The organism is Corynebacterium sp. KPL4035 (genome assembly GCF_037908325.1).
GTDB classification, from domain to species: domain Bacteria; phylum Actinomycetota; class Actinomycetes; order Mycobacteriales; family Mycobacteriaceae; genus Corynebacterium; species Corynebacterium kefirresidentii.
This window is the reverse complement of the sequence record NZ_JBBMGF010000001.1, coordinates 129,336-150,564: the sequence shown is the minus strand read 5'-3', so window position 1 is coordinate 150,564 and position 21,229 is coordinate 129,336. Positions and strand designations below refer to the sequence as shown.

Annotated in this window: 20 protein-coding genes; 5 read left to right on the top strand and 15 right to left on the bottom strand. The window is 57.9% G+C overall.

Translation table 11 applies throughout. From position 1 onward, the window contains the following. Positions 1–30 precede the first annotated feature (30 nt). The 9 genes from mraY to WMP96_RS00655 form a co-directional block, all read right to left on the bottom strand. Positions 31–1,137 carry a phospho-N-acetylmuramoyl-pentapeptide-transferase gene (mraY, locus tag WMP96_RS00695; RefSeq protein ID WP_340431844.1) on the bottom strand — a complete coding sequence of 369 codons (1,107 nt, stop codon included), beginning with the start codon at positions 1,135–1,137 and terminating at the stop codon, positions 31–33. 30 nt (positions 1,138–1,167) lie between these two features. Then, a complete protein-coding gene (locus WMP96_RS00690; RefSeq protein WP_301715601.1) occupies positions 1,168–2,697 on the bottom strand; it encodes a UDP-N-acetylmuramoyl-tripeptide--D-alanyl-D-alanine ligase in 1,530 nt (509 codons plus the stop codon). Positions 2,698–2,699: 2 nt separating this feature from the next. Further along, positions 2,700–4,235, bottom strand: coding sequence for a UDP-N-acetylmuramoyl-L-alanyl-D-glutamate--2,6-diaminopimelate ligase (locus WMP96_RS00685; RefSeq protein WP_301715600.1), 1,536 nt, complete (start codon positions 4,233–4,235; stop codon positions 2,700–2,702). Positions 4,236–4,244: 9 nt separating this feature from the next. Beyond that, positions 4,245–6,113, bottom strand: coding sequence for a peptidoglycan D,D-transpeptidase FtsI family protein (locus tag WMP96_RS00680; RefSeq protein ID WP_034655422.1), 1,869 nt, complete (start codon positions 6,111–6,113; stop codon positions 4,245–4,247). A gap of 207 nt (positions 6,114–6,320) precedes the next feature. Then, positions 6,321–7,097 (bottom strand): hypothetical protein, encoded by a 777-nt coding sequence (locus WMP96_RS00675; RefSeq protein WP_259825123.1) that lies wholly within the window; start codon positions 7,095–7,097, stop codon positions 6,321–6,323. After that, complete coding sequence (gene rsmH, locus WMP96_RS00670; protein WP_275436251.1) at positions 7,094–8,134, bottom strand: 16S rRNA (cytosine(1402)-N(4))-methyltransferase RsmH; 1,041 nt, start codon at positions 8,132–8,134, stop codon at positions 7,094–7,096. Before rsmH ends, WMP96_RS00675 begins: the two co-directional genes overlap by 4 nt. A 158-nt stretch (positions 8,135–8,292) precedes the next feature. Beyond that, complete coding sequence (gene mraZ, locus WMP96_RS00665; RefSeq protein WP_005324499.1) at positions 8,293–8,727, bottom strand: division/cell wall cluster transcriptional repressor MraZ; 435 nt, start codon at positions 8,725–8,727, stop codon at positions 8,293–8,295. A gap of 452 nt (positions 8,728–9,179) precedes the next feature. Further along, a complete protein-coding gene (locus tag WMP96_RS00660; RefSeq protein ID WP_086587386.1) occupies positions 9,180–9,578 on the bottom strand; it encodes a DUF3040 domain-containing protein in 399 nt (132 codons plus the stop codon). A 109-nt stretch (positions 9,579–9,687) separates the two neighbouring features. Next, positions 9,688–10,119: an SAV_6107 family HEPN domain-containing protein gene (locus WMP96_RS00655; RefSeq protein WP_086587385.1), complete on the bottom strand. Its 432-nt coding sequence runs from the start codon at positions 10,117–10,119 to the stop codon at positions 9,688–9,690. Positions 10,120–10,350: 231 nt separating this feature from the next. On the opposite strand from WMP96_RS00655, the gene WMP96_RS00650 reads away from it, so the two are divergent. Genes WMP96_RS00650 through WMP96_RS00640 form a run of 3 tightly spaced genes read left to right on the top strand, consistent with a single transcriptional unit; the run spans position 10,351 to position 13,535 of the window. Then, positions 10,351–10,905, top strand: coding sequence for a GNAT family N-acetyltransferase (locus WMP96_RS00650; RefSeq protein ID WP_023021191.1), 555 nt, complete (start codon positions 10,351–10,353; stop codon positions 10,903–10,905). Positions 10,906–10,955: 50 nt separating this feature from the next. Further along, a complete protein-coding gene (locus WMP96_RS00645) occupies positions 10,956–12,035 on the top strand; it encodes a polyprenyl synthetase family protein (protein ID WP_340431837.1) in 1,080 nt (359 codons plus the stop codon). Positions 12,036–12,044: 9 nt separating this feature from the next. After that, positions 12,045–13,535 carry an alpha-(1->6)-mannopyranosyltransferase A gene (locus WMP96_RS00640; RefSeq protein WP_239204385.1) on the top strand — a complete coding sequence of 497 codons (1,491 nt, stop codon included), beginning with the start codon at positions 12,045–12,047 and terminating at the stop codon, positions 13,533–13,535. Here the strand turns inward: WMP96_RS00640 and WMP96_RS00635 are convergent. After that, entirely contained in the window at positions 13,504–13,908 is a 405-nt protein-coding gene (locus WMP96_RS00635; RefSeq protein WP_301715598.1) for an Rv2175c family DNA-binding protein, read from the bottom strand. The genes WMP96_RS00640 and WMP96_RS00635 overlap by 32 nt on opposite strands. Positions 13,909–13,918: 10 nt before the next feature. Here WMP96_RS00635 and WMP96_RS00630 point away from each other — a divergent pair, with 10 nt between their 5' ends. After that, entirely contained in the window at positions 13,919–15,253 is a 1,335-nt protein-coding gene (locus WMP96_RS00630) for a protein kinase domain-containing protein (RefSeq protein ID WP_301715597.1), read from the top strand. On the opposite strand, the gene WMP96_RS00625 is transcribed toward WMP96_RS00630, so the two are convergent. Both WMP96_RS00625 and WMP96_RS00620 read right to left on the bottom strand, forming a co-directional pair. Beyond that, the gene (locus WMP96_RS00625; protein WP_301715596.1) at positions 15,250–16,638 is read right to left on the bottom strand and encodes a class II 3-deoxy-7-phosphoheptulonate synthase; all 1,389 of its coding nucleotides are present in this window, start codon (positions 16,636–16,638) and stop codon (positions 15,250–15,252) included. The two genes, WMP96_RS00630 and WMP96_RS00625, sit on opposite strands and share 4 nt — an antisense overlap. A 44-nt stretch (positions 16,639–16,682) precedes the next feature. Then, a complete protein-coding gene (locus WMP96_RS00620) occupies positions 16,683–17,192 on the bottom strand; it encodes a polyadenylate-specific 3'-exoribonuclease AS (RefSeq protein ID WP_239204554.1) in 510 nt (169 codons plus the stop codon). 74 nt (positions 17,193–17,266) lie between these two features. Here WMP96_RS00620 and WMP96_RS00615 point away from each other — a divergent pair, with 74 nt between their 5' ends. After that, the gene (locus WMP96_RS00615; protein WP_301715595.1) at positions 17,267–18,448 is read left to right on the top strand and encodes a glycosyltransferase 87 family protein; all 1,182 of its coding nucleotides are present in this window, start codon (positions 17,267–17,269) and stop codon (positions 18,446–18,448) included. Here the strand turns inward: WMP96_RS00615 and WMP96_RS00610 are convergent. The 3 genes from WMP96_RS00610 to WMP96_RS00600 form a co-directional block, all read right to left on the bottom strand. Further along, positions 18,354–19,445 (bottom strand): hypothetical protein, encoded by a 1,092-nt coding sequence (locus tag WMP96_RS00610; protein ID WP_023021183.1) that lies wholly within the window; start codon positions 19,443–19,445, stop codon positions 18,354–18,356. The genes WMP96_RS00615 and WMP96_RS00610 overlap by 95 nt on opposite strands. Positions 19,446–19,510: 65 nt before the next feature. Further along, positions 19,511–20,251 carry a lysophospholipid acyltransferase family protein gene (locus tag WMP96_RS00605; RefSeq protein ID WP_023021182.1) on the bottom strand — a complete coding sequence of 247 codons (741 nt, stop codon included), beginning with the start codon at positions 20,249–20,251 and terminating at the stop codon, positions 19,511–19,513. Between the two features lie 23 nt (positions 20,252–20,274). After that, the gene (locus tag WMP96_RS00600; RefSeq protein WP_239204393.1) at positions 20,275–21,207 is read right to left on the bottom strand and encodes an ROK family protein; all 933 of its coding nucleotides are present in this window, start codon (positions 21,205–21,207) and stop codon (positions 20,275–20,277) included. Positions 21,208–21,229 lie beyond the last annotated feature (22 nt).

Sequence of the window (21,229 nt, the reverse complement as noted above, 5' to 3'; positions counted from 1 at the left end):
TTTCCTCGATAAAACTAGAAGGCGTGAGTCTTAAGAACTAAAACCGACCGCGGACAGCCAGTCACCATAAAAGATGCATACGCCGGCAATGGCGGCCATGGCGCTGAGCAACCAAAAGCGAGTGACCACGGCGGTCTCTGCCCAGCCACCGTTTTCAAAGTGATGGTGGATGGGCGCCATGCGGAAAAAGCGCTTTCCGGTGCTGCGGAAGACGATGATCTGGATAACCACGGAGACCGTCTCAATAACGAAGATGGCGCCGATGATGATCATGAGCAGCTCGGTACGGGTGGTCACGGACAGGCCAGCGACGAGACCACCGAGTGCTAGTGAGCCGGTATCGCCCATAAAGATTTTCGCCGGTGCGGCATTCCACCACAAAAGGCCCAAGCAACCGCCCAGGCCAGCTGCAGCCAGCACGGCGAGGTCGAGTGGATCACGGACCTCATAGCACCCCGCCGCAGGCGACACCGCGCAAGAATTGCGGAACTGCCAGAAGGAAATGAGCGCGTAGGCTCCCATGACCATCGCAGTGGTGCCGGCGGCCAAACCGTCGAGGCCATCGGTGAGGTTTACGGCATTCGACCACGCCGCGATGAGTAGATAGAGAAAGACCAAGAAAACGATGGTGCCGATAATGGCGCCGCCCACGGCGATATCGAAGGTGTCAAAATCACGGACGAAGGACAGGTTTGTAGACGCCGGGGTCAAGCCGTGTGCATCTGGGAACTGCAGTGCCAAGATGCCGAAGATAAGCGCGACGGCTAGTTGACCTACCAGCTTGGCGGTCTTATTGAGGCCGAGGTTACGCTTTTTAAACAGCTTGATGAAGTCATCGGCAAAGCCCAGTCCGCCCAAGCCCATGGTGAGGAAGTAGACCAAGAGACCGGAGGGGCTAAAGCCACCGTTGCCCGTCACGCGGGCGTAAATGCCCACCACAAGGTAGGCCACAGTGATGGCGAGCAAAATCGCCAGTCCGCCCATGGTTGGGGTGCCGCGCTTGCGTAGGTGCAGCTGTGGCCCGTCCTCACGGATTTCCTGCCCCTTGCCTACGCCGGAAAAATAGCGGACCAACATGGGAGTGGTAAAAATCGCGACGAGGAAGCTGAGGATGCCCGCGATAATGATCTGAGTCATTGCTAGAGGTCTTTCTCCTTGTACTGAGGACTAACGGCGATTGAGCTTTTCTGCCACGCGCCACAGGCGCTGGGCATTCGATGACTTGATGAGGACAACGTCTTTGGCCTCGCGCTCCGCCCAGTCTTCGATGCCGGCAGGCGCTACCCTAATGATGTCTTCGACCGCCGCCGCAGCGGTGTCAACATCTGGGCTGATAGTAGTATTTATACCCTGCGCCTGTGCGGCCTCGACCATCGCCCTCATATTCTCGTTATCTCCCACGGCCACGAGGTAGCCAACGTGGTATTTGGAAAGGACCTCGCCCAATGTGCGGTGGGCAGCCACCGCTTCGCCGCCGAGTTCTCCCATCTCACCGAGCACGGCGATGGCACGGGCATCCGGACGAGCGGCTGAGGTATAGGCCAGCGCGGCAATCGCCGCGTGCATGGAATCGGGATTGGCATTATAGGAGTCATCGATGGTGGTGACTCCATCGCGGCGGGTGCGTACGTCCATGCGGTGTTCGGAGGCATTTTGGTGCCCCGATAGCGCGCTGGCTACCACCTGCGGGTCCATGCCTGATTCAATGGCTGCGGCCGCCGCTGCCAAAGCATTAGATACTTGGTGCCGGCCAAAGACCTGCAGTTTTACTGGAAGCGGGTCTGTGCCCGGCGCATGCAGCACGAACGAGGGGCGGGCCACATCATCGAGCTGGATTTCACTGGCGTAGTACTGGGCGTCGGCAGCCGGCGGCTTATTTGCCGAGTAGTAAACCACCTTTGCTGAGGTGCGTGGCGCCATGCCGGCGACAAAGGGATCATCGGCATTGAGCACAGCGACCCCGCCCTCAGCGGCCGAGGGCAGGGCCTCCACAAGCTCGCCTTTGGCTTGGGCGATGTTTTCACGCGAGCCAAACTCGCCTAGGTGAGCGGTGCCGACGTTGAGCACTACGCCCACGGTGGGTGCGGTAATAGTTGTCAGGTGGCGGATATGGCCAATTCCGCGGGCAGACATTTCGGCAACAAGGAAGCGAGTGTGCTCATCACAGCGCAAAGCGGTATAGGGCAGACCGACCTCGTTATTAAAGGAACCAGGAGGGGCAACGGTATCGCCCTCTGCGCGGAAAATAGTGGCCAGCAGGTCCTTGGTGGAGGTCTTTCCGGCTGAGCCGGTCACACCGACTATCTCTAGGCCCTGCTCCGCGGTCAGGCGGCGGGTGACTTCCCTGGCAATATCGGACAGCGCCTGGACAACCGCAGCGGCAGAGCCGTCCTCGTCGTGAGCATAGATATCCGCGTTCGCAGCATCACCGGTAACGCGGCCTTGAGGCTTGACGACGACCGCCGGAACGCCGACCGGCCGCGCGGCAAGCACCGCTACAGCGCCCTGCTCAATGGCCTTTTCCGCATAGTCGTGGCCATCCACTCGGGCGCCGGGCAGGGCTAGAAACAACCCACCTTTGGTTACCTTCCGGGAATCGAATTCGATGAACCCGGTAACGCGCTGATCTGGGTCGGAAACGCAATCGAGGCTGCCCCCGGTGATTTCGGCAATATCGGCAATAGAAAGTGGAATCATGACTACTCCTTCGCATCCCTAAGGGTATCGCGCTGTAGGGTTCCGGCCAGTTTCTCCTCGATGGCGCGTGCCATTTCTTCGCGGTCATCAAAGTGCAAGGTTTTCCCGTTAATAAGCTGGCCCGCCTCGTGGCCCTTGCCGACGACGATGACGGCATCGCCTGGCTCGGCCCAGTCAACGACTTCATCGATGGCACGGGCACGAGAACCTACCTCACGAATATCGCCCTGGGGCGCGGCTTCGCGTGCACCGTCCACCACCGCAGCACGAATAGTGGCAGGGTCCTCAGAGCGTGGGTTGTCATCGGTGACCACAGTGAGGTCAGCGCGGGTGGCCGCGGCAGCGCCCATGATGGGGCGTTTTGAGCTATCACGGTCTCCGCCGGCACCGACGACGATGCCGACGCGCCCCTTGGTTCCTTCTAGTTGGCCGCGCAGAGTATCAAGCACCGCGGCGATAGCTGCCGGCTTATGGGCATAGTCCACCACGGCCACAAAGTCTTGGCCCCGGTCAATACGCTCCATACGACCGGGAACAGCGACCTTTTCCACGCCCGAGAGGAACTCCGCCGGCTCCTCTCCTACCGCTACGGCCATGCCCAGCGCCAAGCAGGCATTGGCGATATTGAACTCGCCAGGCAGTGGCAACCGGAAGGAGAAATCGGCACCGTCATAGTTCAAGGCGACCTCTTGGGCGCCGGTAGCCTCGGTGGCGGTTTGGTGCGCAGAAATCGTGGCCGCAGCCCCCTGAGTGGCCACCGTGGTTACGGGGTGGCCAGCGCTCTCGGCGACGCCGCGCATGCGCCCGCCCCACTCATCATCGAGGCAGATTACAGCCTGCTCGGCCGCCTGTTCCCCAGCAAAGAGCTTGGCCTTAGCTTCAAAGTAGTCCTCCATGGTGGGGTGAAAATCAAGGTGATCCTGGCTTAAATTCGTAAACCCGCCCACGGCAAACCGGGTTCCGCGAACACGCCCCAACTCCAGTGCATGCGAAGATACCTCCATCACCACGTGGGTGACGCCCTCGCTTTTCATGCGCGCGAATAGCTCTTGCAAGGTAGGTGCCTCGGGAGTAGTAAGCGAGGTAGGAACCGGGGTGCGGTTAATACGAGTACCGGTGGTACCGATAAGCCCCACGGAATGCCCAGCATGGAGCAGGCCAGCTTCAAGCAGGTAGCTCGTGGTGGTCTTGCCGGAGGTACCGGTGACGCCAATGACCGTCAGTTCCCGGGTGGGGTGGCCATAAATTTCAGCGGAAATCGGACCGAGCACGGCACGAATATCGTCCACCACCACAATGGGGCGGGTCTCTTGGGCCCGGCTGAGCAGGTCGAGTCCGGCGGCGTCGGTAAGCACAGCCGCAGCCTTAGTATCGCGGGCGAACTGCGCGCCGTGTGCACGGGTACCCGGCAGGGCGGCAAAGAGCGCGCCCTCAGGCAGACGGGAAGAATCCAGCCCGCACGCGGAGACCTCCACGGAGGCATCACCAATGACGCGCCCGCCAGAAAGCTGGGCGAGAGTATCCAATGAAACGGTCATACTAAGCTCCTATTGTGCCCGCAGGGTCAGCCGCGGTGCTGGTTTCGAAGTCGGAATATTGTCACGGTTGAGCAGCCAGGAGGCGATGTCTCGGAAAATCGGCGCTGCCGATTGGCCGCCGCCTCCATTGTCCTCCACACCGGATTTGGGTTCATCCAACATGACGGCAACGACGAAGCGCGGATCATCGGCCGGTGCGATACCGGCAAAGGTGATCCAATAGGCGGAGTTCGAATAGGCCCCGGTATTCGGATCGACCTTTTGAGCTGTACCAGTCTTGCCGGAGAGCTGATAACCCTTGAGTTGCGCATTACCGGCCGTGCCATTTTGCAGGCCAGCGTCATCGTCTTGGAAGACGGCCCGGAACATATCCACCGTTGTCTTGGCGGTTTCAGGGCTTATCACCTGGGTCTTTTTTGGCTCCTCCAGCTTTTCTTCCTTGCCGTCTGGCCCCTTCACAGAGTCAATGATGCGCGGCTCGATGCGCTCGCCGCCATTTGCCAATGTTTGGTACACGCTCGCCATCTGCAAGGTGGTCCAGGACTGGCCCTGACCAATGGGCAGGTTGGCGAAGGTGCCGCCGGACCATTGCTCCAGGTCCGGCACGCTACCGGCAGATTCATTCGGTAGTTCTACGCCGGTGGTATTACCCAAACCAAACTTTTCCAAGTACTTCGCGTACTTTTCTTGGCCCAATTTATCGGCAAGCATCAAGGTGCCCACATTGGAGGATTTACCAAAGATGCCGGTCGTTGTATAGGGCTCGGTGCCGTGCTGCCACGCATCGTTAACGGTCACACCCGCCATATCGATGGATCCCGGAACCTGGTGCACCTCGTCCGGGGTGGTCACTCCCTCTTGCAATGCGGCAGCAGCGGTAACCACCTTGGCTACAGAGCCTGGCTCATAAGGGTGCGAGACGCTGTGGTTTTCAAAGTCTTTGCCCTCATCGAGCTGATCCTCAATATTCTTGTTGGGATCTACGGTATCGGTATTGGCCATGGCGAGAACTTGGCCGGTCGCAGCATCAAGGACCACAGCCTCCGCGCCAGAAGCCTTGGAGTTGGCCTTGGCCTTCTCCAGCTTTTGCTGCACATAAGTCTGCAGGTCCAAATCGAGGGTGAGGGTGACATCGCGGCCATCAACGGTATCAACGACATCACGGAGCGTGCCGGGGATAACCTGGCCATCCGCGGATACGTCCTCGGTTGACTGGCCGTCAATGCCGGTTAGTTCCGTATCGCGCGCGGCCTCGAAGCCAAATTGGCCATGGCCATCCATGGATACCTTGCCCACGACATTCTCCCCAATAGCGCCATTGGGGTACTGGCGAATGTCTTGCCGGTCCGCTGCCACTCCGTGGTACTTATTGGAAATCTCTACGGCTACATCCGGATCGACATTGCGCACCAATACCTCGTATTGGGTATCGGCCTTGAGCTTATTAAGAATGTCTTCCTTTTCCACCTTGGAGGTCGAAGCTCCCGAATCCTCAATCATCTTCGGGATTCCCTCCGCCATGTCTTTGAGGGTCTCCTCCATTTTCTGGTTGAGGAAGCTATCGAGCTTCTTATCGTCCATACCCTCAGTCGAGCCGTCATTCTGGGCCTCGATTTCGGCCTTGTCTTTTAGCTCATCGCGCAGACGAGTAGGTGAGACGGTCAAGGACCGAGACTTCATCGTATAAGCCAAGCGCTGGCCGTCGCGGTCTAAAATCTCTCCCCTACGGGCCGGCTCAATATAGACGCGCTCGCGCTGAGTTACGGCCTTGGCGGAAAGGTCCGGACCCCATACGAGCTGCACCCAGGCTAGTCGGCCGACAAGGACAACCATAGCCACGAGCACCACGGAGACGATAATGCGCAGACGCTTGCGCATCAGCTTCTTTTGCGGCACCGCGGAGCTGGTGGTGCGGCGCGGGCGGCGCCTAGCCCTACTTGGCGTAGTCACAGTCCAATGTCACCTTCCCTATTTCCGCCACAATTTCTTGCGTGTATTGATTGTGCCCTACAAAAGTCAGAATGCCCGCGCCACCACGCGCGAGCATCATCATTTTCACCGAATATTCTTTCCTAGCTACTCCGGCTACTCGGCGCGGCTGGCGTACGGCGCACGTGCGGGAAGGTTGGGGCGCGCGTCATCCTGCGCGGCGCCGGTATTCCCGGCATCACCGCCGCGGGTGGTGCGCTGTTGGCCTTGCGGCACGGCGTTTAAGGAATCCGAGAGGCCTTCAGTATCCTTCGGGTCGCTGGAAGCTTGGCCGGGGCGGATAGGTTCTCCGTTTACGTCAATAAGCTTTTCCGTATCCGGGGTGCCTTCGCGCTTATCGACGATCTTTCCATCGCCGCCAACTTCCGCAATACCTGGCTGCTTAGGAATGGCCATGCCCATTTCATCCGCACGGCGCGCGATGTCTGCAGAAGAGCTGAGATTTTCTGCATCACGGTTGAGGGTTTCAATCTGGTTATCCAGTTGGGAATCCTGAACGGTGAGCTGTTGGATGGCAAAGGTCTGCTTGGTAGACAAACCGGACAGCCACATTGCCACAGCTACGCCGACGATGAGAAGCGTAAGCGCGATGACAGACAGGCGGGCAAACAGCCCGCTCTTCTTAGTCTGCGGCTGCAGCTGCCGGCCGCGGAAGCTAACAACCTGCTTCGATCCCAGGCGGTTCGTGCTGCGGCTGCGGTGCGGCACCCGGGTGCGGCTCGGGGCACGCTTCGTGCTGGGACGCTCACGCAGCGCCGTCGGGGCTCCGGTATCGATTCCGGTGGTGAAGTCTCGGCTGGCGCCCATGGTGCGAGTGGCCTCTCTGTCGCGGCTGTCAGTCTTTAGGTGGTTTCGACGTGGGATTGTGCTCATGGCCTGCCTCCCGGCGGTAGAAATTCTGGCATTCCCTCGAGCCTTTCGATGGCACGAACACGCACCGACGCGGCCCGGGAATTTTCTGCAATCTCCTCTTCGGAGGCCTTTTCCGCGCCTCGCGTCACGATTGTGAATTTCGGCGCGGTGCCAGGAAGGTCCATTGGCAGTCCGGCCGGAGTTGTGGACGTGGTCAATTCTTTAAAGGCCGCCTTCACGATGCGGTCTTCCAAGGACTGGTAACTCATAAATACGGCACGGCCTCCTACCGATAGTGCTTGGGTAATAACCGGCAGCACATTTTCGATAGCCTCCAACTCGCGGTTGACCTCGACGCGCAAGGCTTGAAAGGTGCGCTTCGCGGGGTGTCCCCCTGTACGCCGGGTCGCGGCCGGAATGGCGTCGTAAAGCAGCTCAACTAAGCGCGCGGAGTTAGTGAAAGGCTCCTTACCGCGCTCCTTCAGTACAGCCGAGGCAATTTTCCCGGCAAAACGCTCATCGCCATAGGTCTTGAGGATCCGAGCCAAATCACCGTGCGAATAGGTGTTGAGCACATCCGCCGCAGTAATCCCCTGCGAGGGATCCATACGCATATCCAGCGGTGCATCCGTCTTGTACGCGAATCCGCGATCCGCCTGATCGAGCTGCATCGAAGAAACGCCAAGGTCAAAGAGGGCTCCCGCAAGGCCAACGCTGCGGGCCAAATCAAAGTTATAGCCCTCGCCTTCCGCAATGGCACTGCCCAACTCATCAAAGCGAGCGTTGACGCCAATGAAGCGATCGCCATAAGGAGCTAGACGTTCGGTTGCGTTGCGCAGCGCCTGCTGATCGCGGTCTACGCCAATCACTCGGACATTGGGGAAAGCTTCTAGAAAATAGCGGGTGTGGCCGCCGGCGCCCAAGGTGGCGTCAACAAGCACGGCATTATCCCCCGCCGTTTCTACTTGGGGGCGCAGGAGATCGGCCATGCGCTCGCGCATGACAGGCACATGGCCGTGATTATCAGCCACGTCATAATTTAGGTTTTCAATAGCCATGTCTCCCCGCAACCCCCTTTCTTCGAATCCCGGACTTCCAGTGGTGGAAAGCATGCGAGTGCGTATAGGGCCCTGTCCGAGGCAGGTTTCTGATATCGGGGAAGTACACCAGAATCATCCGCCTCGGACAGAGTCCTTACACGCACTCTTGTGCAGGCTTAGAGCAAGCCCGCCAGTACGTCATCGGCATCTGCGGCCGAATAAGCATCTTCAGTTTGCGACTGGTACTCGGCCCACGCGGCCGCGTCCCAAATTTCGAGAAAGTCCACAGAGCCAACCACAACGCATTCCTTGGACAGGTTCGCGTACTCCCGATGCCCCGCGGACAACGTGATTCGACCATGCCCGTCCGGTCGCTGTTCGTCCGCACTTGCTGCCAAGTTGCGAATGAAAGCGCGTGCTTCTGGGTTGGTTCGAGAAACCGCCGCTGCCTTCCGTGCTCGTGCCGCAAACTCCTCCCGTGGGTACACGGCCAACGAGTGGTCCTGCCCCTTGGTGACCATGAGGCCACCCGCGAGTTCATCGCGAAACTTTGCCGGAAGCGTAAGACGTCCTTTGTCATCGAGCTTCGGAGTGTAGGTTCCGAGAAACATCCCGGCATCCACCTTCCTTACTCGAAAACTCCGGATTCTCTCACTTCAGAATCGAGACGTTGAAGCCCCTCTTTCCTCCGCTGCGCCCCACTCTACCCCACTTTCCCCCACCTAACCCACTTATTACCGCGTGTCCTTCAGTTAGTCCACAATTTCCCGCAGCTAGATAGCAGTTTTTTCAGTGGGAAGAAATCCCCTAAAAGCCTTGACAGCCCATTACCGCCACCCCTTACACCCCACCCGCAACACCAATATAATGCGCCCCGATTCCCTCACCTCCCCCATATCCTGTGTTATCAAGGCGTTTTGACTGGGCCTACGGGAAAGCTACCCCACAACAGCCCACCGAACGCTTCTCCAGTGGGGCAAAGTGGGGATTTTTGGTTGGATACAAAAAATCCCCGGTCAACCTTTGCTAGGTCGACCGGGGGTGAGCTTGAAAATGAGAAGCGCTAACGCCCCTCAAAACGGCGGCGGAAGTTTTCCTCCAGCTTATCGCTGACTCCGCCCCTACGGGCGGCAGACTTCTTTGCACGGGCACCAGAATCACGCTTCTTCACCGAATAGCCGGAGCCATCACCGCGCAGCATCCACACACCAGCGGCAAACATCACTAAAAAGCCCGCAATGGAAAGCGCAATAAACCACAGACTCTGTTGCGCGAGGGCAACACCGCCAATGAGCATGCATAGACCGACAACAACGAGTGCTACACCACGCAGGGTTACCGCGCCGCCAGAGCCACCGAACGACGCAGGCTCAGAAACGGAAGCGCCAAACTTAGGATCATCAGCAAGTAACGATTCCTCAATTTCACGGAGCGTACGCTGCTCCTGTTCAGAAAGAGACACTGTTCCTCCAACTAGGGATTGGGCTTCGGGCGGCAATAGTTCTACTTATACTAACGCCCAGAATAATCAGTATGTTCCCTAAAAGGTAGTGAGCGCCCCCACGCAGTGACTACGCAGCAAAAGAGCCAAAAGAAGTCTCTAACTCACTTTCATCCAAGAACTGTGCAGCACGCTGCATAAGACCGTAGACAAAATCCTCGCCCGGGACTTCATCCAAGCCCGATGCTACGCGAGCGCGGGTACGCGAATAGCCCTTAAAAGATTCAGCCCACCGCTTTTCCTCCACACCTACGAGCGCTAGCCGGTCCCATGCGCTAGAGGGGAGGCGGCGACGTCGAGCCACCGCCGATGCAGCTACCCGCGCCCCCGCGGTGCGAAGGGCCGATTGGTACGCCACCTCTAAAGCTTGATCGAACCTCCCCTCAGCCGCATAACCGCGTGCGGCATCCAATAATTCTCGAGCCTGAAAGAGGAACCGCGCTCGCTTGCCGCCCGCCCGGCCATTAGAACGGGTACGCGTTGCCGAAATAATCTGTGCCATTGCCTTTGTCCTTAACTAAATAAATAACGTCGTTGGTTTTGCCCATTGACCCTAAGGAAGCCGCCGGACATTTCACCCTTAAGAATAGTGCACCTGTTCGAATTAGACAAGGGTATACCCTGCGCACAAGGTTCTATAAGGCCGATTGTTCGACTTTTTAACACCGCGTCCGAAAGACAGAGTTCGCCCCACTGTCCGCCTCTGGGCCAGACTTCTGGTGTCATAGATACTGTGAGCTTTGAAATTCGCCGCCTAACCCCGCCGGAGTTTTCCTTACTGGCCCCTCAATTGGTTGAAATCCATATCGAGGCAATGAACTACAACCCCGCCATCGTGCACAGCCGCATCTCCAGCTGGCGACGTGACTTGACGCGCCCTGGATTCAGCGCGCAGATAGCCACCCAGGACGACGGCATCGTTGGGGTGTCCTATGGGTTTCTAGGTTCTCCGGATAGCTGGTGGGACGCTGAGCTTCGTCGCGGGCTACGTTTGCAAGGCGGTCCCACTGAAGAGCAGTGGGACATCGTACGCAACTACTACGAATTGGCGGAGATCCACGTATTGCCGCAATACCAGGGACACGGCCTGGGTAAAAAGCTCTTAGAGGGATTGTTATGGAATGCCCCGGCGCGTTATGCCCTATTGTCCACGCCTGAAGTACCAAACGAGGACAACGGTGCCTTCCGCCTCTATAGGTCCGCCGGTTTTTTCGATGTCCTCCGCAATCACCTCTACCCCGCCGATGCCCGCCCTTTTGCCATCTTGGGCGCTAGGCTGCCGCTGTAAACCTCTGTTATTTCTTAAGTGCTCTAGGCGGTATCGTGTGGGATGTGACTATGCAAAATATTCCTGAGCTGGCGGACATTCCCGGTGCGGTACACGAAGAACTCGCTGCCTTTCTTGATCAACGCCGAGAGCAGGTGGCCGCAATTGGTGCCCCTGTAACTAAGGCCGTGAGCTTTTTGGAATCCTTCGTGCTTGACGGCGGCAAGCGGGTGCGCCCCACCTATGCCTGGGCGGGCTACCTCGCTGCTGGTCGCGGAGAAGAAGACCCGGAGGCCATGCTCCGCGCGGCCGCTTCCCTGGAATTTATCCAGGCATGTGCGCTCATCCATGATGACATTATCGATGCTTCAAATACCCGGCGCGGCAATCCTACGGTGCACCGAGGCGTCGAAAAGCTGCACCGCGAGTCGGGATACTTGGGGGACCCAGAATTTTTTGGCACGTCCGTAGCAATCTTGGTCGGCGATCTAGCGCTGGTGTATGCGGAGGACATGTTCCAGGACTCCGGTCTTAGTGCGGCAGCTTTACACCGAGCTCGCAGCCCGTGGCGCGGCATGCGAACTGAAGTCATTGGCGGACAACTTTTAGATATCTCTTTGGAGGCGGCCGGTTCCGAATCCGTAGAGCTTGCCAATTCCGTCAACCGCTATAAAACGGCCGCCTATACCATTGAACGCCCATTGCACTTGGGCGCCTCGATTGCCGGTGCTAGCGAAGAACTTACCGCAGCCTTCCGCGGCTACGGGCAAGATATCGGCATTGCCTACCAGTTGCGCGACGATCAATTGGGTGTCTTTGGCGATCCCGCCGTAACCGGCAAACCTGCCGGTGATGATCTGCGCGAAGGAAAACGCACCGAGCTTTTGGCGCTAGCGCTTCGTCGCGCGGATGAATCCGACCCGCAGGCTGCGGCCACCCTACGCAAGCTCATCGGTCACACCTCAGATCCCCAGGAGCTATCGCGCTTAGCGCAGATTATCGCTGATTCGGGCGCACCGGAAGAGATTGAGCGCCGCATCGCATCACTGACGCAATCCGGTTTGCAGCACCTGCGCGCCGCACGAGTAGATCCCGCGGTAACCGAAACCCTAGAGCAGTTGGCAATCAAGGCCACGGCTCGCCACAAGTAGGTTTTTGCCGTGTCAAAGACGTACTCCTTTCCCATTCCGCGCGCGCTACCACTGGGATTATCGGCATCCTGTATTTTGCTGTTTGCCTCATTCTCCGGCGGCGCTACCCGGAACCGCGGCGGGCTCCTTGAGGCGCTAAATATTGGCTTCTTGTCTTATGGTCACGGGCGCAATCTCGGTCTTGCGCTGTACTGGGTGGGCATTTTCCTCTTAGCTGCGGCTTGGGTACTCGCTGGGCGCACCATTATTCGCCCGCAGCTTACTAACCCTCGCCCCAAGGGCGGCTTACGCGATATCCAGCGCATCCTCTTTGCCTGGGTCACTCCCCTTGTATTTGCCGGTCCCCTGGCTTCGCGCGATGTGTATTCCTATCTCATGCAGGGCGCAATGGTCCGCGACGGCTTCGATCCTTATACCGAAGGTGCTGCTGTCAATCCAGGCCCCTTCCTTCTTGAGGTTTCCCAGGACTGGCGCAATACCACCACGCCCTATGGCCCCCTTCATTTATGGATAGGTGAATTGGTCACCGGCTTGGTGGGTGACAACGTCACCGCAGGTGTCGCCGCGTATAAGGTTCTTTCCCTATTAGGTTTTATCACCATCGCTTGGTCTATCCCCCGCATCGCTTCGAAACTCGGCGCTGATCCGGCGGTAGCTTTGTGGCTTGGCGTGGCAAACCCAGTCATTATCTTGCACCTCATCGGCGGCATGCACAATGAATCTCTCATGGTGGGTCTCGTATCTATCGGGCTGCTAGCAGCTTTGAACAGGCATTTCCACGCCGCCCTCCTCCTCGTAGGCACGGCAGTGGCGATGAAGGCCACTGCCGTCATTGCGGCACCTTTCATTGTATGGATGATGCTTCACTACTACGCGCCCAAAGGCTCTAGCAAGTGGCGGTCGCTATTCGTCTTTGTGCTTTCTGGCCTAACTGCGCTGGTAGAAATCATCGCTGCGGTAGCCCTCATCACATGGATTTCGGGAACGTCTTGGGGCTGGTTGTCTCAGGTAAGCGGCAATTCCAAGGTGATCAACCCGCTTGCGGGGCCAACCCTAGCCACTGATGTAATCTTCCCCGCCGTGCAAATCTTTATGCCGGATGCTTCCTATAACGCCATCCTGGCTGTCTTGCGCAGCATCGCAATGGCCTGCATGCTCATCGGACTGGTGGCGGTGTGGTGGCTATGCCGCAAGGACGACCGCGACGCTGTCATGGGCACCGCGGCCGCCTACCAGGTCGCCTTTGTCTTCAATGCCGTGACCTTGCCGTGGTATTACGCCTCCATCTTTACCCTGATGGGCACGTTCCGGCCGCCATTATGGCTTATTAAATTCGCCTCCGGCGTGGCCCTGTTTATCGGCGTCTCCTTCTCCGGCGATGGCAATCACCAGCTCTACAACTGGTTCTGGGTCATCGGGATGATCGTGGTGGCATGGTTTGCCATTCAGTGGATATTTGAAGGCGTGCCTAAAAAGCGGCAGCCTGAGCACGCCGGATAACCTCGCGGGCGAGGTGACCATGCAAGGCATCGATGGGGCGGCCCGGCAGTGAATCATCCTCAGTAAAGAGGTGCTTGAAGATTTCGGTGTCCTTATAGCCGCCGTCGGTCAATACGGTAATCGCCGCGGTCACATGCTTGGCAATGACACCTTTATCATTGAAGAAGGCCAGCGGCACCCGCTTTCCTTCTGGGGAATCCCAGGCGATGAACTTTCGGTCCTGCAGCAGGTCATAGGCGCGCGTAATGGGCAAGTCTAGCTTTTCTGCTACTTGCTGCATGCTGAGCAGTTCTTCGTTAGAGAGCAAGGTATCTAGGGATTTTTCTGCATTAGTCACGTTCTCTACTTTAACGCGGGCTAGAGGATCAGCCATACTGGGAAGCATGACTAGGTTGGAAATTGGTGACGTGCTGGAAAACCGTTACCGCATCGATCGCCCCATTGCCCGCGGTGGCATGTCTACCGTCTATCGTTGCGTGGACATGCGGCTTGGGCGAGCGGTAGCGGCCAAGGTCATGGACGAGCGCTATTCCGATGACCCAGTTTTTATCAAGCGCTTTTCGCGCGAGGCCCGCGCCATGGCTCGTTTGCAGCATCCCAACCTCGTGGCTATTCACGACTTTTCGGCCGATGGTGAGCCCATCTACCTCATCATGGAGCTCATCGATGGCGGTACGCTGCGCGAGCTTCTGGCCGAAGGCGGCCCCTTCCCGGTGCAGGCAGCCACCTCTACCCTGCGCAATGTTCTCCGCGGCCTAGAGGAGGTGCATTCCACCGGGCTCATCCACCGCGACATCAAACCCGATAATGTGCTTATTACCTCCCACCACCGAGTAAAGGTGGGCGATTTTGGGCTGGTGCGCGCCACCAATGCCGAAGCCACGACAAACATGATTGTGGGCACCGTGTCCTACCTTGCGCCAGAGCAAGTCACAGGTGAGGAAATTACCCCGGCCTCAGATGTATATTCAGCCGGTATTGTCCTCTTCGAGCTGCTTACCGGCACCGTTCCCTTTTCTGGCGATACTCCCATGGCGCATGCCACGGCCCGCTTAAGTTCCGACGTCCCCGCGCCGTCGTCGCGTATCTCTGGTGTGCCCAAGCTTGTCGACGCCCTCGTGGCCACCGCCACCGCCCGTGATCCCCGTGAGCGCTTCTCCGACGCCGGCGAGTTTCTCGAGGCGCTCGATGACGTCTGCCGAGAGCTCGATCTCCCAGACGTGACCATCCCCGTGCCAAGGAACGCTGCGGCAGCGCGCACGGCACAGGCTCCTACGGATTTTTCTGGCACAGGAGCCACCGAGATCTTTGAGCCCACTCGCAGCATCTCGCAGGACGAAACGGAACATCTTGACGGTGGCCCGACAGAAGTCATCCCGCCGCAGCGCCTTAGTTTTGAAACAAAACTGGATATGCCTCAGGCGGGGGCCGCTCCAGGGCCGCAGCCACAACCGCAGCCATATTCCACGGCCGAGTCCCCCCTCGAGCCGTTTGCCCCGGCAGCTGCATCTGCGCCACCACCGGTGCCGGCGTCTGTCCCTGAGCAACCGGTCCACAGCGCACAAGAAGAACCCGCCGAGCGTCCGTTGACCAACCGCAATCCGCTTTCACTAGTTCTTTTCCTACTAGTGGTAGCGATTGCTGTTGGCGCGGTGGCGATCGGCGGGTGGTGGTTCGGTTCTTCGCTTTATGGCATGACGCCGAACCTGTGGATTTAGTTACGCAGCATCTCCGCAATGAGGAAAGACAGCTCTAGCGATTGCTGTGTATTCAAGCGCGGATCTACGGCAGACTCATAGCGGCCCGGCAGGTCCACGTCGGTGATGTCCTCGGCACCGCCTAGGCACTCGGTGACGTCTTCACCGGTGAACTCGAGGTGCACGCCACCCGGATGGGTGCCCAGTTCACGGTGGACCTCAAAGAAGCCTTGGACCTCGTCCACAATCTTGTCAAAGTGGCGAGTCTTATAACCATTGGATGCGGTAAAGGTATTGCCGTGCATCGGATCAGACTGCCAAACCACCTTGTGGCCTGAGTCTTCCACTGCCTTCACGATGGCAGGTAGAACGCTGCGGACCTTATCGTGGCCCATGCGCGAATTCATGGTCAGGCGACCAGGTTCGCGGTTCGGGTCGAGCCTTTCTGCGTACTCCACGGCCTGCTCTGGGGTTACCCCTGGCCCCAGCTTGATGCCCACTGGGTTGCCAATCATCGCCGCAAAATTCACGTGGAAATCCTCGATACCTCGAGTGCGCTCACCAATCCATACTTGGTGCGCAGAAAGATCGTAGAGCTTGGTATCGCCGTTATTATCCAAGCCCAAGCGCAGCATGGAGCGCTCGTAGTCCTTCAGCAATGCTTCGTGCGAGCAGTAGATTTCGGCAGAGCGCAAGGTGTCATCGTGCACGCCGCAGGCATTCATAAAGTTCAGGCCGTTTTCGATCTCACGGGCTAGGTCCTGGTAGCGGGCACCAGCGCGAGATTTACGCACGAACTCACGGTTCCACTCATGCAGGCGGTAGAGATCCGCAGTTCCAGACGAGGTTAGCGAACGTACCAGGTTCATTGCCGCCGAAGAGTTTGCGTAGGCGCGGATCATGCGGGCGGGGTCGTGACGGCGCGCCTCCTCGCTTGGCTCCACGCCATTGACAATGTCACCGCGGTAGTTCAACAGACCGTTAGAATCCGTATCAGAGGAACGCGGCTTGGCGTACTGGCCGGCGATGCGGCCCAGTTTCACCACGGGAACCGAGGCACCATAGGTCAACACCACGGCCATCTGCAGCAGCGTTTTCACGTTGCCGCGGATATGCGGCTCGGTATTTGACTCAAACGTTTCTGCACAGTCGCCGCCTTGCAGCAAAAAAGCCTTGCCTAGGGCAACGTCTGCCAGCTTCTTCTTGAGCGCTTCAATCTCGGGCGCAACCACGATAGGAGGCACGGATTCGAGAATTTTGCGCACGTTATTGGCCTGGGAGGGATCCCAGCTTGGCTGCTGCTTTGCATCACGCTTGATGACGTCTTGGAAGACTTCCTCGATGCCCTCAGGCAATGGTGGAAGGTCCGGGAGAACGCCTTGCGGAATATCTACTGTCCAACTCACACTGCTATTTAACCATTAAGGACCTATAGCGCGTTAGTTAAATTCTAGATATTGATTCTATTGCCCTTAGAGAGCGGAAGCACCTGGGCGCAGGCACGGAACTTGGCAAGGTTATGGCGGGCGTCGACAAGCGCATCATGATTGCCCTTTGGCACGGCGGGCAAGCTTGGTCGTCCTGCAAACTCCCAGTACTGCTTGAGCTCGCGGGTATAGCGCGGCATCCGCCTAGGCAGCCCGGCCATATCTCCCCACAACTGCGCCAATACCACGTGATCGTAGGCTCCCACCCACGCCCACAGCTCTATCGGAGTGGAACTTTGGGTCAGGAATTCAAAGACCTCCGTGCGGATGGTCTCCAAAGGTTTCCACACTGGATCCCGGGGGCTGGGCAACTTGGCTAATACATTGTCTTTTACCCAAGAATTGGCCTTTGCCGGATCAAAATCCGTAGACACAGCGTAGTACTCGCTGCCATTCTCACCGACGATGCCGATGGAGACCAATTCAATGGTCTGTCCATCTTCGATAAATTCGGTGTCATAGAAGTAGCGCACGTCTCCCAAGCCTAGCGTCGCCTTATCCGGGGCGGTAAATTGGCCCCTTAAAGAGACAGTTGTACACTTCTGGCGTGAAGAAGTCTGTGTGGTTTACTGCATTTCCCTTGTGCCTATCTGCCCTCGTGGCCCTTTGGTGGCTGATTGATATTCCGGAGCTTTTCTCCGGCCATTTCTCCACCTACTACCACATTGACCTCGACGTTTACCGCGAAGGCGGTGCCGGCTTTGGCAGCGATTTATATGCCAAAGATTACCTAGTGGGCAGCAATCGCGATGTCTCTCTCCCCTTTACCTACCCGCCGTTTGCGGCGCTGCTTTTTGTCCCATTGAGCTGGATTCCCCTCACCGTCGCAAGCATCCTCATATCTATCGCTTCCTTTGCTGCGCTTTGGGGCTGCGTAGCCCTCGTTCTGCGTGCTTTGCGCTGCCCTGGCTGGGCAGGTTGGGCGCTTTTGGCCGCAATGCTTACTGAGCCGATCACGGAGACCTTTAGCTTCGGGCAGGTCAATATCTTGCTGACCGCACTAGTGGTGGTGGATATCCTCTGGCTTAGCCCCAGCCGTGGCCGCGGCGTGCTGACCGGTATTGCAATGGCTATCAAGCTCACCCCCGCAGTATTCCTCGCCGTGTTCTTTGTCCGCAGGGAATGGCGCGCATTTTTCAGCGCGCTAGGCGCCTTCCTAGCCGCGGGTCTCCTTGCCTTTGCTTGCAATCCGCATAGTTCCATCCAGTACTGGAGCGATACGTTGCGCGATTCCAACCGCATTGGCGGCCTTGCCTATAGCTCCAACCAATCTCTGCGCGGATTCTTCAGCCGCCTAGCCCCAGAACACGCCGAAAAGCTATGGCTCGTAGCTGTTCTCCTCGTCATTGCCCTCGTCTGGTTTACCATGGAGCGTCTCTCACAGGAGAACCAAGCGGTGCTCATGCTTCTGGCCGCATCAGTTTCGCTGCTGTGCTCGCCGGTGTCGTGGTCGCACCACTTTACCTGGCTCGTTTTGGCGGGAGTGCTTCTGGTGGCCCGTCGCCACTGGGGGTTTGCCGCACTAACGTGGCTGGCGCTTCTGGCTCGCGGGCACTGGCTCGTGCCTCATGCCAATGGCCAAGAGCTAAGCTGGGCCTGGTGGCAGCACATCGTGGGCAATGATTACGCCATCGTTACTGCCCTGCTGGTTCTTTGTTCGCTACCATTGGCTCTACGACGGGCCGGCGCTTATCAATCCGCGGTGGAACCAGCGTCCACCCAAGGATAGGTACCTTGCCCAGCGCCCACAGTGCCACCGAGGCCGCTGCCGAGTAGAAAAAGCAGGCTCCAATCCAGAACCAGGTATTTTCCATGGGCCACGCGCCGGCCAGGCTCACCGCGTAGTCTCGGTGGGCCATGAAGAACCCGAATCCCACCGTCATACCAATGGGGTGGGCCAAGTAAATGGGCAACGTGTGCCGGCCGACAAATTTTACGAAGGTGGAAAGCGCCGGAATATGGCTGATGATGACCGCACCGACGATGCCCGCTGGGGTTTCGAGCGTTTGCTCTGCAAAGCGAATCAAGAGATCTAAATCGCCCCGGCCGAGGACGTCCCCACCTGGCAATGGCCACTGCACAGCTACGTCACCTTCGATAGCATTCCAGGTTTGGCGGAGGGACAGTCCCGTGATGTAGCTAATGATGGCCGCACAATATACCCATAGCGATCCTGTGTGGAAGTTGCCCTTGAAGGGTGCTTCGGCGGCGTCGGCAAACCGCGTAATTGGTCCACGCAAATAGGCCGCCCCCACGAAAATGGGCAAGAACATAATTGCCTTGCCGATGAAAAAATAGTGGTCCTGCCAGGCTATAAAAAGCAGCGGTGCAAAACTTAGTCCTATGCCCGCCCACGCTGGCAGCTTGCGCACGGCCCACAAAAATATATTGAACAAAATGAGCGAGTGAATAAACCAAGCCATCGTGTGCCCCAAAAGCAGGTTATACAGTAGCTCAGTAACCTGGAGATAGGGATCACCGAAAACCCAGTGATACTCGATGCGCTTGGTCCATAGTTCAACGGTCATCCACACCGTATAGGGAACGAGGAAAAACCACAGGCGTCGAGTAAATAGCTCGCTAAAAGAATAGCGAAAAATCTTGGTAGAGAAATAGCCGGATACGAGAAAGAACAAGGGTAGGCGGAGCGGGTCCAGCCATACGTTTAGGGCAGCCAACCACGTTAGCTCACCTTCTGGAACTACCAGCGTGACGTGCAGCAGCACGACGCCGATAATGGATACGCCTTTAGCGGTATCTGGCCAGGCTAAGCGGGCCTTGGGAATAGTGATTACCTCCCCTTGTATTCTGCGCCGGCGGGGTAACCATGGCCAGCTTTGAGTGAAGCCTTCACATCGGAGGCGTACACATCAACATAAGGCTTATCGCTCATCTCGGCCAAATTGCGCATCACAAAATCAGTAAAGGCACGGATCGTCTCATGCTCTTTTGGATTCATACCGCGCTCTTTGGCCCACTCATGCGGCCAGATGGCGTCGCCCACCCGCACGCCGACCTTGAAGGGGCGAGGAATCCACGAGCCAATGGGATTAGCTTTGCGCGTGTTGATCATCGCAATGGGGAAAACCGGTTGGTTAGTCTCCATCGCAATGCGCGCCATGCCGGTGCGGCCCTTATAAACGCGACCATCCGGAGAACGGGTGCCTTCCGGGTAAATACCGAAAAGGTCCCCGCGGGACAAGATGCTTTCTGCGGTTTGCACAATGGCATCGCCAGCGTCTTCACTATCGCGCTCGATGGGGACTTGGCCTACCGAAGTAAAAAACCACTTCTGCAAGCTACCGACGAACCCAGGGGTGGTGAAATATTCCGACTTAGCTGGAAAGGTAATCTGGCGAGGGCATACCAAAGGAAAGAAGAAAGAATCCATCACAGCTTGGTGATTCGAGACCAAAATCGCGGGCCCTTCCGCTGGGATGTTTTCAATTCCCTCGGTCCACGGGCGATTCCATACGCGCAGGACAGGTCCGAAGAATATGTACTTAAAAGCCCAGTACCACTTGTTTTTCATCGCCAGGTCGTCCTTTGTTCGTTCTAACGGCCGCTACGGGCCAAATCGGCTACGCCAATCATACCCGCTGCAGACCCCAATTCCGCGGTGGCAACACGTGCGAGGGGGCGATGCCCTGCCCCGACAATATCTTGCCCCATGGCTTTGGTGGCCCCTTCGAGGTACAAGTCCGCGTCTTGAGATACGCCGCCGCCAAGCACTATGAGCTCTGGATCGAGGACATCGGCCACAATGGACAGGCCTTGGCCTAGCCACCGGCTGAAGTCTTCCATCACCGCTACAGCAAGCGGGTCTCCCCTACGCGCTGCCTGGGTAATTTCTTTACCTGTAGGCTCCGCCGGCAACGAAGTCTCATAATGTTCACGCAGATCGGCGCAGGTATCCGGCAAGGCAGTCCCGGAGGCATAACGCTCCAAACAGCCACGCTTGCCACACGAGCACTGCCGCCCATTAGGAGACACCACGATATGCCCAAACTCTGGTGCGGTCCCGAACGCACCGCGGTAAATGGTGTCATGCGTCATCAGCGTGGCGCCGATTCCGGTTCCCACTGCAAAAAAGACCCAATCTTCCGCGCCACGACCAGCACCAAAGCGCCATTCTCCCCACGCAGCAGAATTTGCATCATGCTCCAAGCGCACGTGCATGTCTAGCTTGCGCGAAAGCGATTCCTGCACGTGGGCTTGCCGCCATGGAAGATGCGGGGCAAAGCGCACTACTTCGCACGAAGGATCCAGAAATCCCGCCAATGCGAGGCCAACCGCATCCACTGTATATTCAGCGCGCAGTTCCTCGACGATACCCACTATGTCCGCTTCCAGTTGCTCGACGTCCATAGAAGTGGGAACGGTACGGCTGGCGAGAATTTCCCCTTCCCGAGTGATCACTCCACCGCGCACGTTGGTGCCACCGACGTCAAAGCCGATAGTGAGATCGGCGGAGTTGTTCTTAAGCATGCATAACAGAATATACCGACAA

Bases quoted from the DNA above. Each gene is read 5' to 3' on its own strand.
- mraY (WP_340431844.1), bottom strand. From the start codon at position 1,137: ATGACTCAGATCATTATCGCGGGCATCCTCAGCTTCCTCGTCGCGATT.
- WMP96_RS00690 (WP_301715601.1), bottom strand. From the start codon at position 2,697: ATGATTCCACTTTCTATTGCCGATATTGCCGAAATCACCGGGGGCAGC.
- WMP96_RS00685 (WP_301715600.1), bottom strand. From the start codon at position 4,235: ATGACCGTTTCATTGGATACTCTCGCCCAGCTTTCTGGCGGGCGCGTC.
- WMP96_RS00680 (WP_034655422.1), bottom strand. From the start codon at position 6,113: ATGCGCAAGCGTCTGCGCATTATCGTCTCCGTGGTGCTCGTGGCTATG.
- WMP96_RS00675 (WP_259825123.1), bottom strand. From the start codon at position 7,097: ATGAGCACAATCCCACGTCGAAACCACCTAAAGACTGACAGCCGCGAC.
- rsmH (WP_275436251.1), bottom strand. From the start codon at position 8,134: ATGGCTATTGAAAACCTAAATTATGACGTGGCTGATAATCACGGCCAT.
- mraZ (WP_005324499.1), bottom strand. From the start codon at position 8,727: ATGTTTCTCGGAACCTACACTCCGAAGCTCGATGACAAAGGACGTCTT.
- WMP96_RS00655 (WP_086587385.1), bottom strand. From the start codon at position 10,119: ATGGCACAGATTATTTCGGCAACGCGTACCCGTTCTAATGGCCGGGCG.
- WMP96_RS00645 (WP_340431837.1), top strand. From the start codon at position 10,956: ATGCAAAATATTCCTGAGCTGGCGGACATTCCCGGTGCGGTACACGAA.
- WMP96_RS00635 (WP_301715598.1), bottom strand. From the start codon at position 13,908: ATGGCTGATCCTCTAGCCCGCGTTAAAGTAGAGAACGTGACTAATGCA.
- WMP96_RS00630 (WP_301715597.1), top strand. From the start codon at position 13,919: ATGACTAGGTTGGAAATTGGTGACGTGCTGGAAAACCGTTACCGCATC.
- WMP96_RS00605 (WP_023021182.1), bottom strand. From the start codon at position 20,251: ATGAAAAACAAGTGGTACTGGGCTTTTAAGTACATATTCTTCGGACCT.
- WMP96_RS00600 (WP_239204393.1), bottom strand. From the start codon at position 21,207: ATGCTTAAGAACAACTCCGCCGATCTCACTATCGGCTTTGACGTCGGT.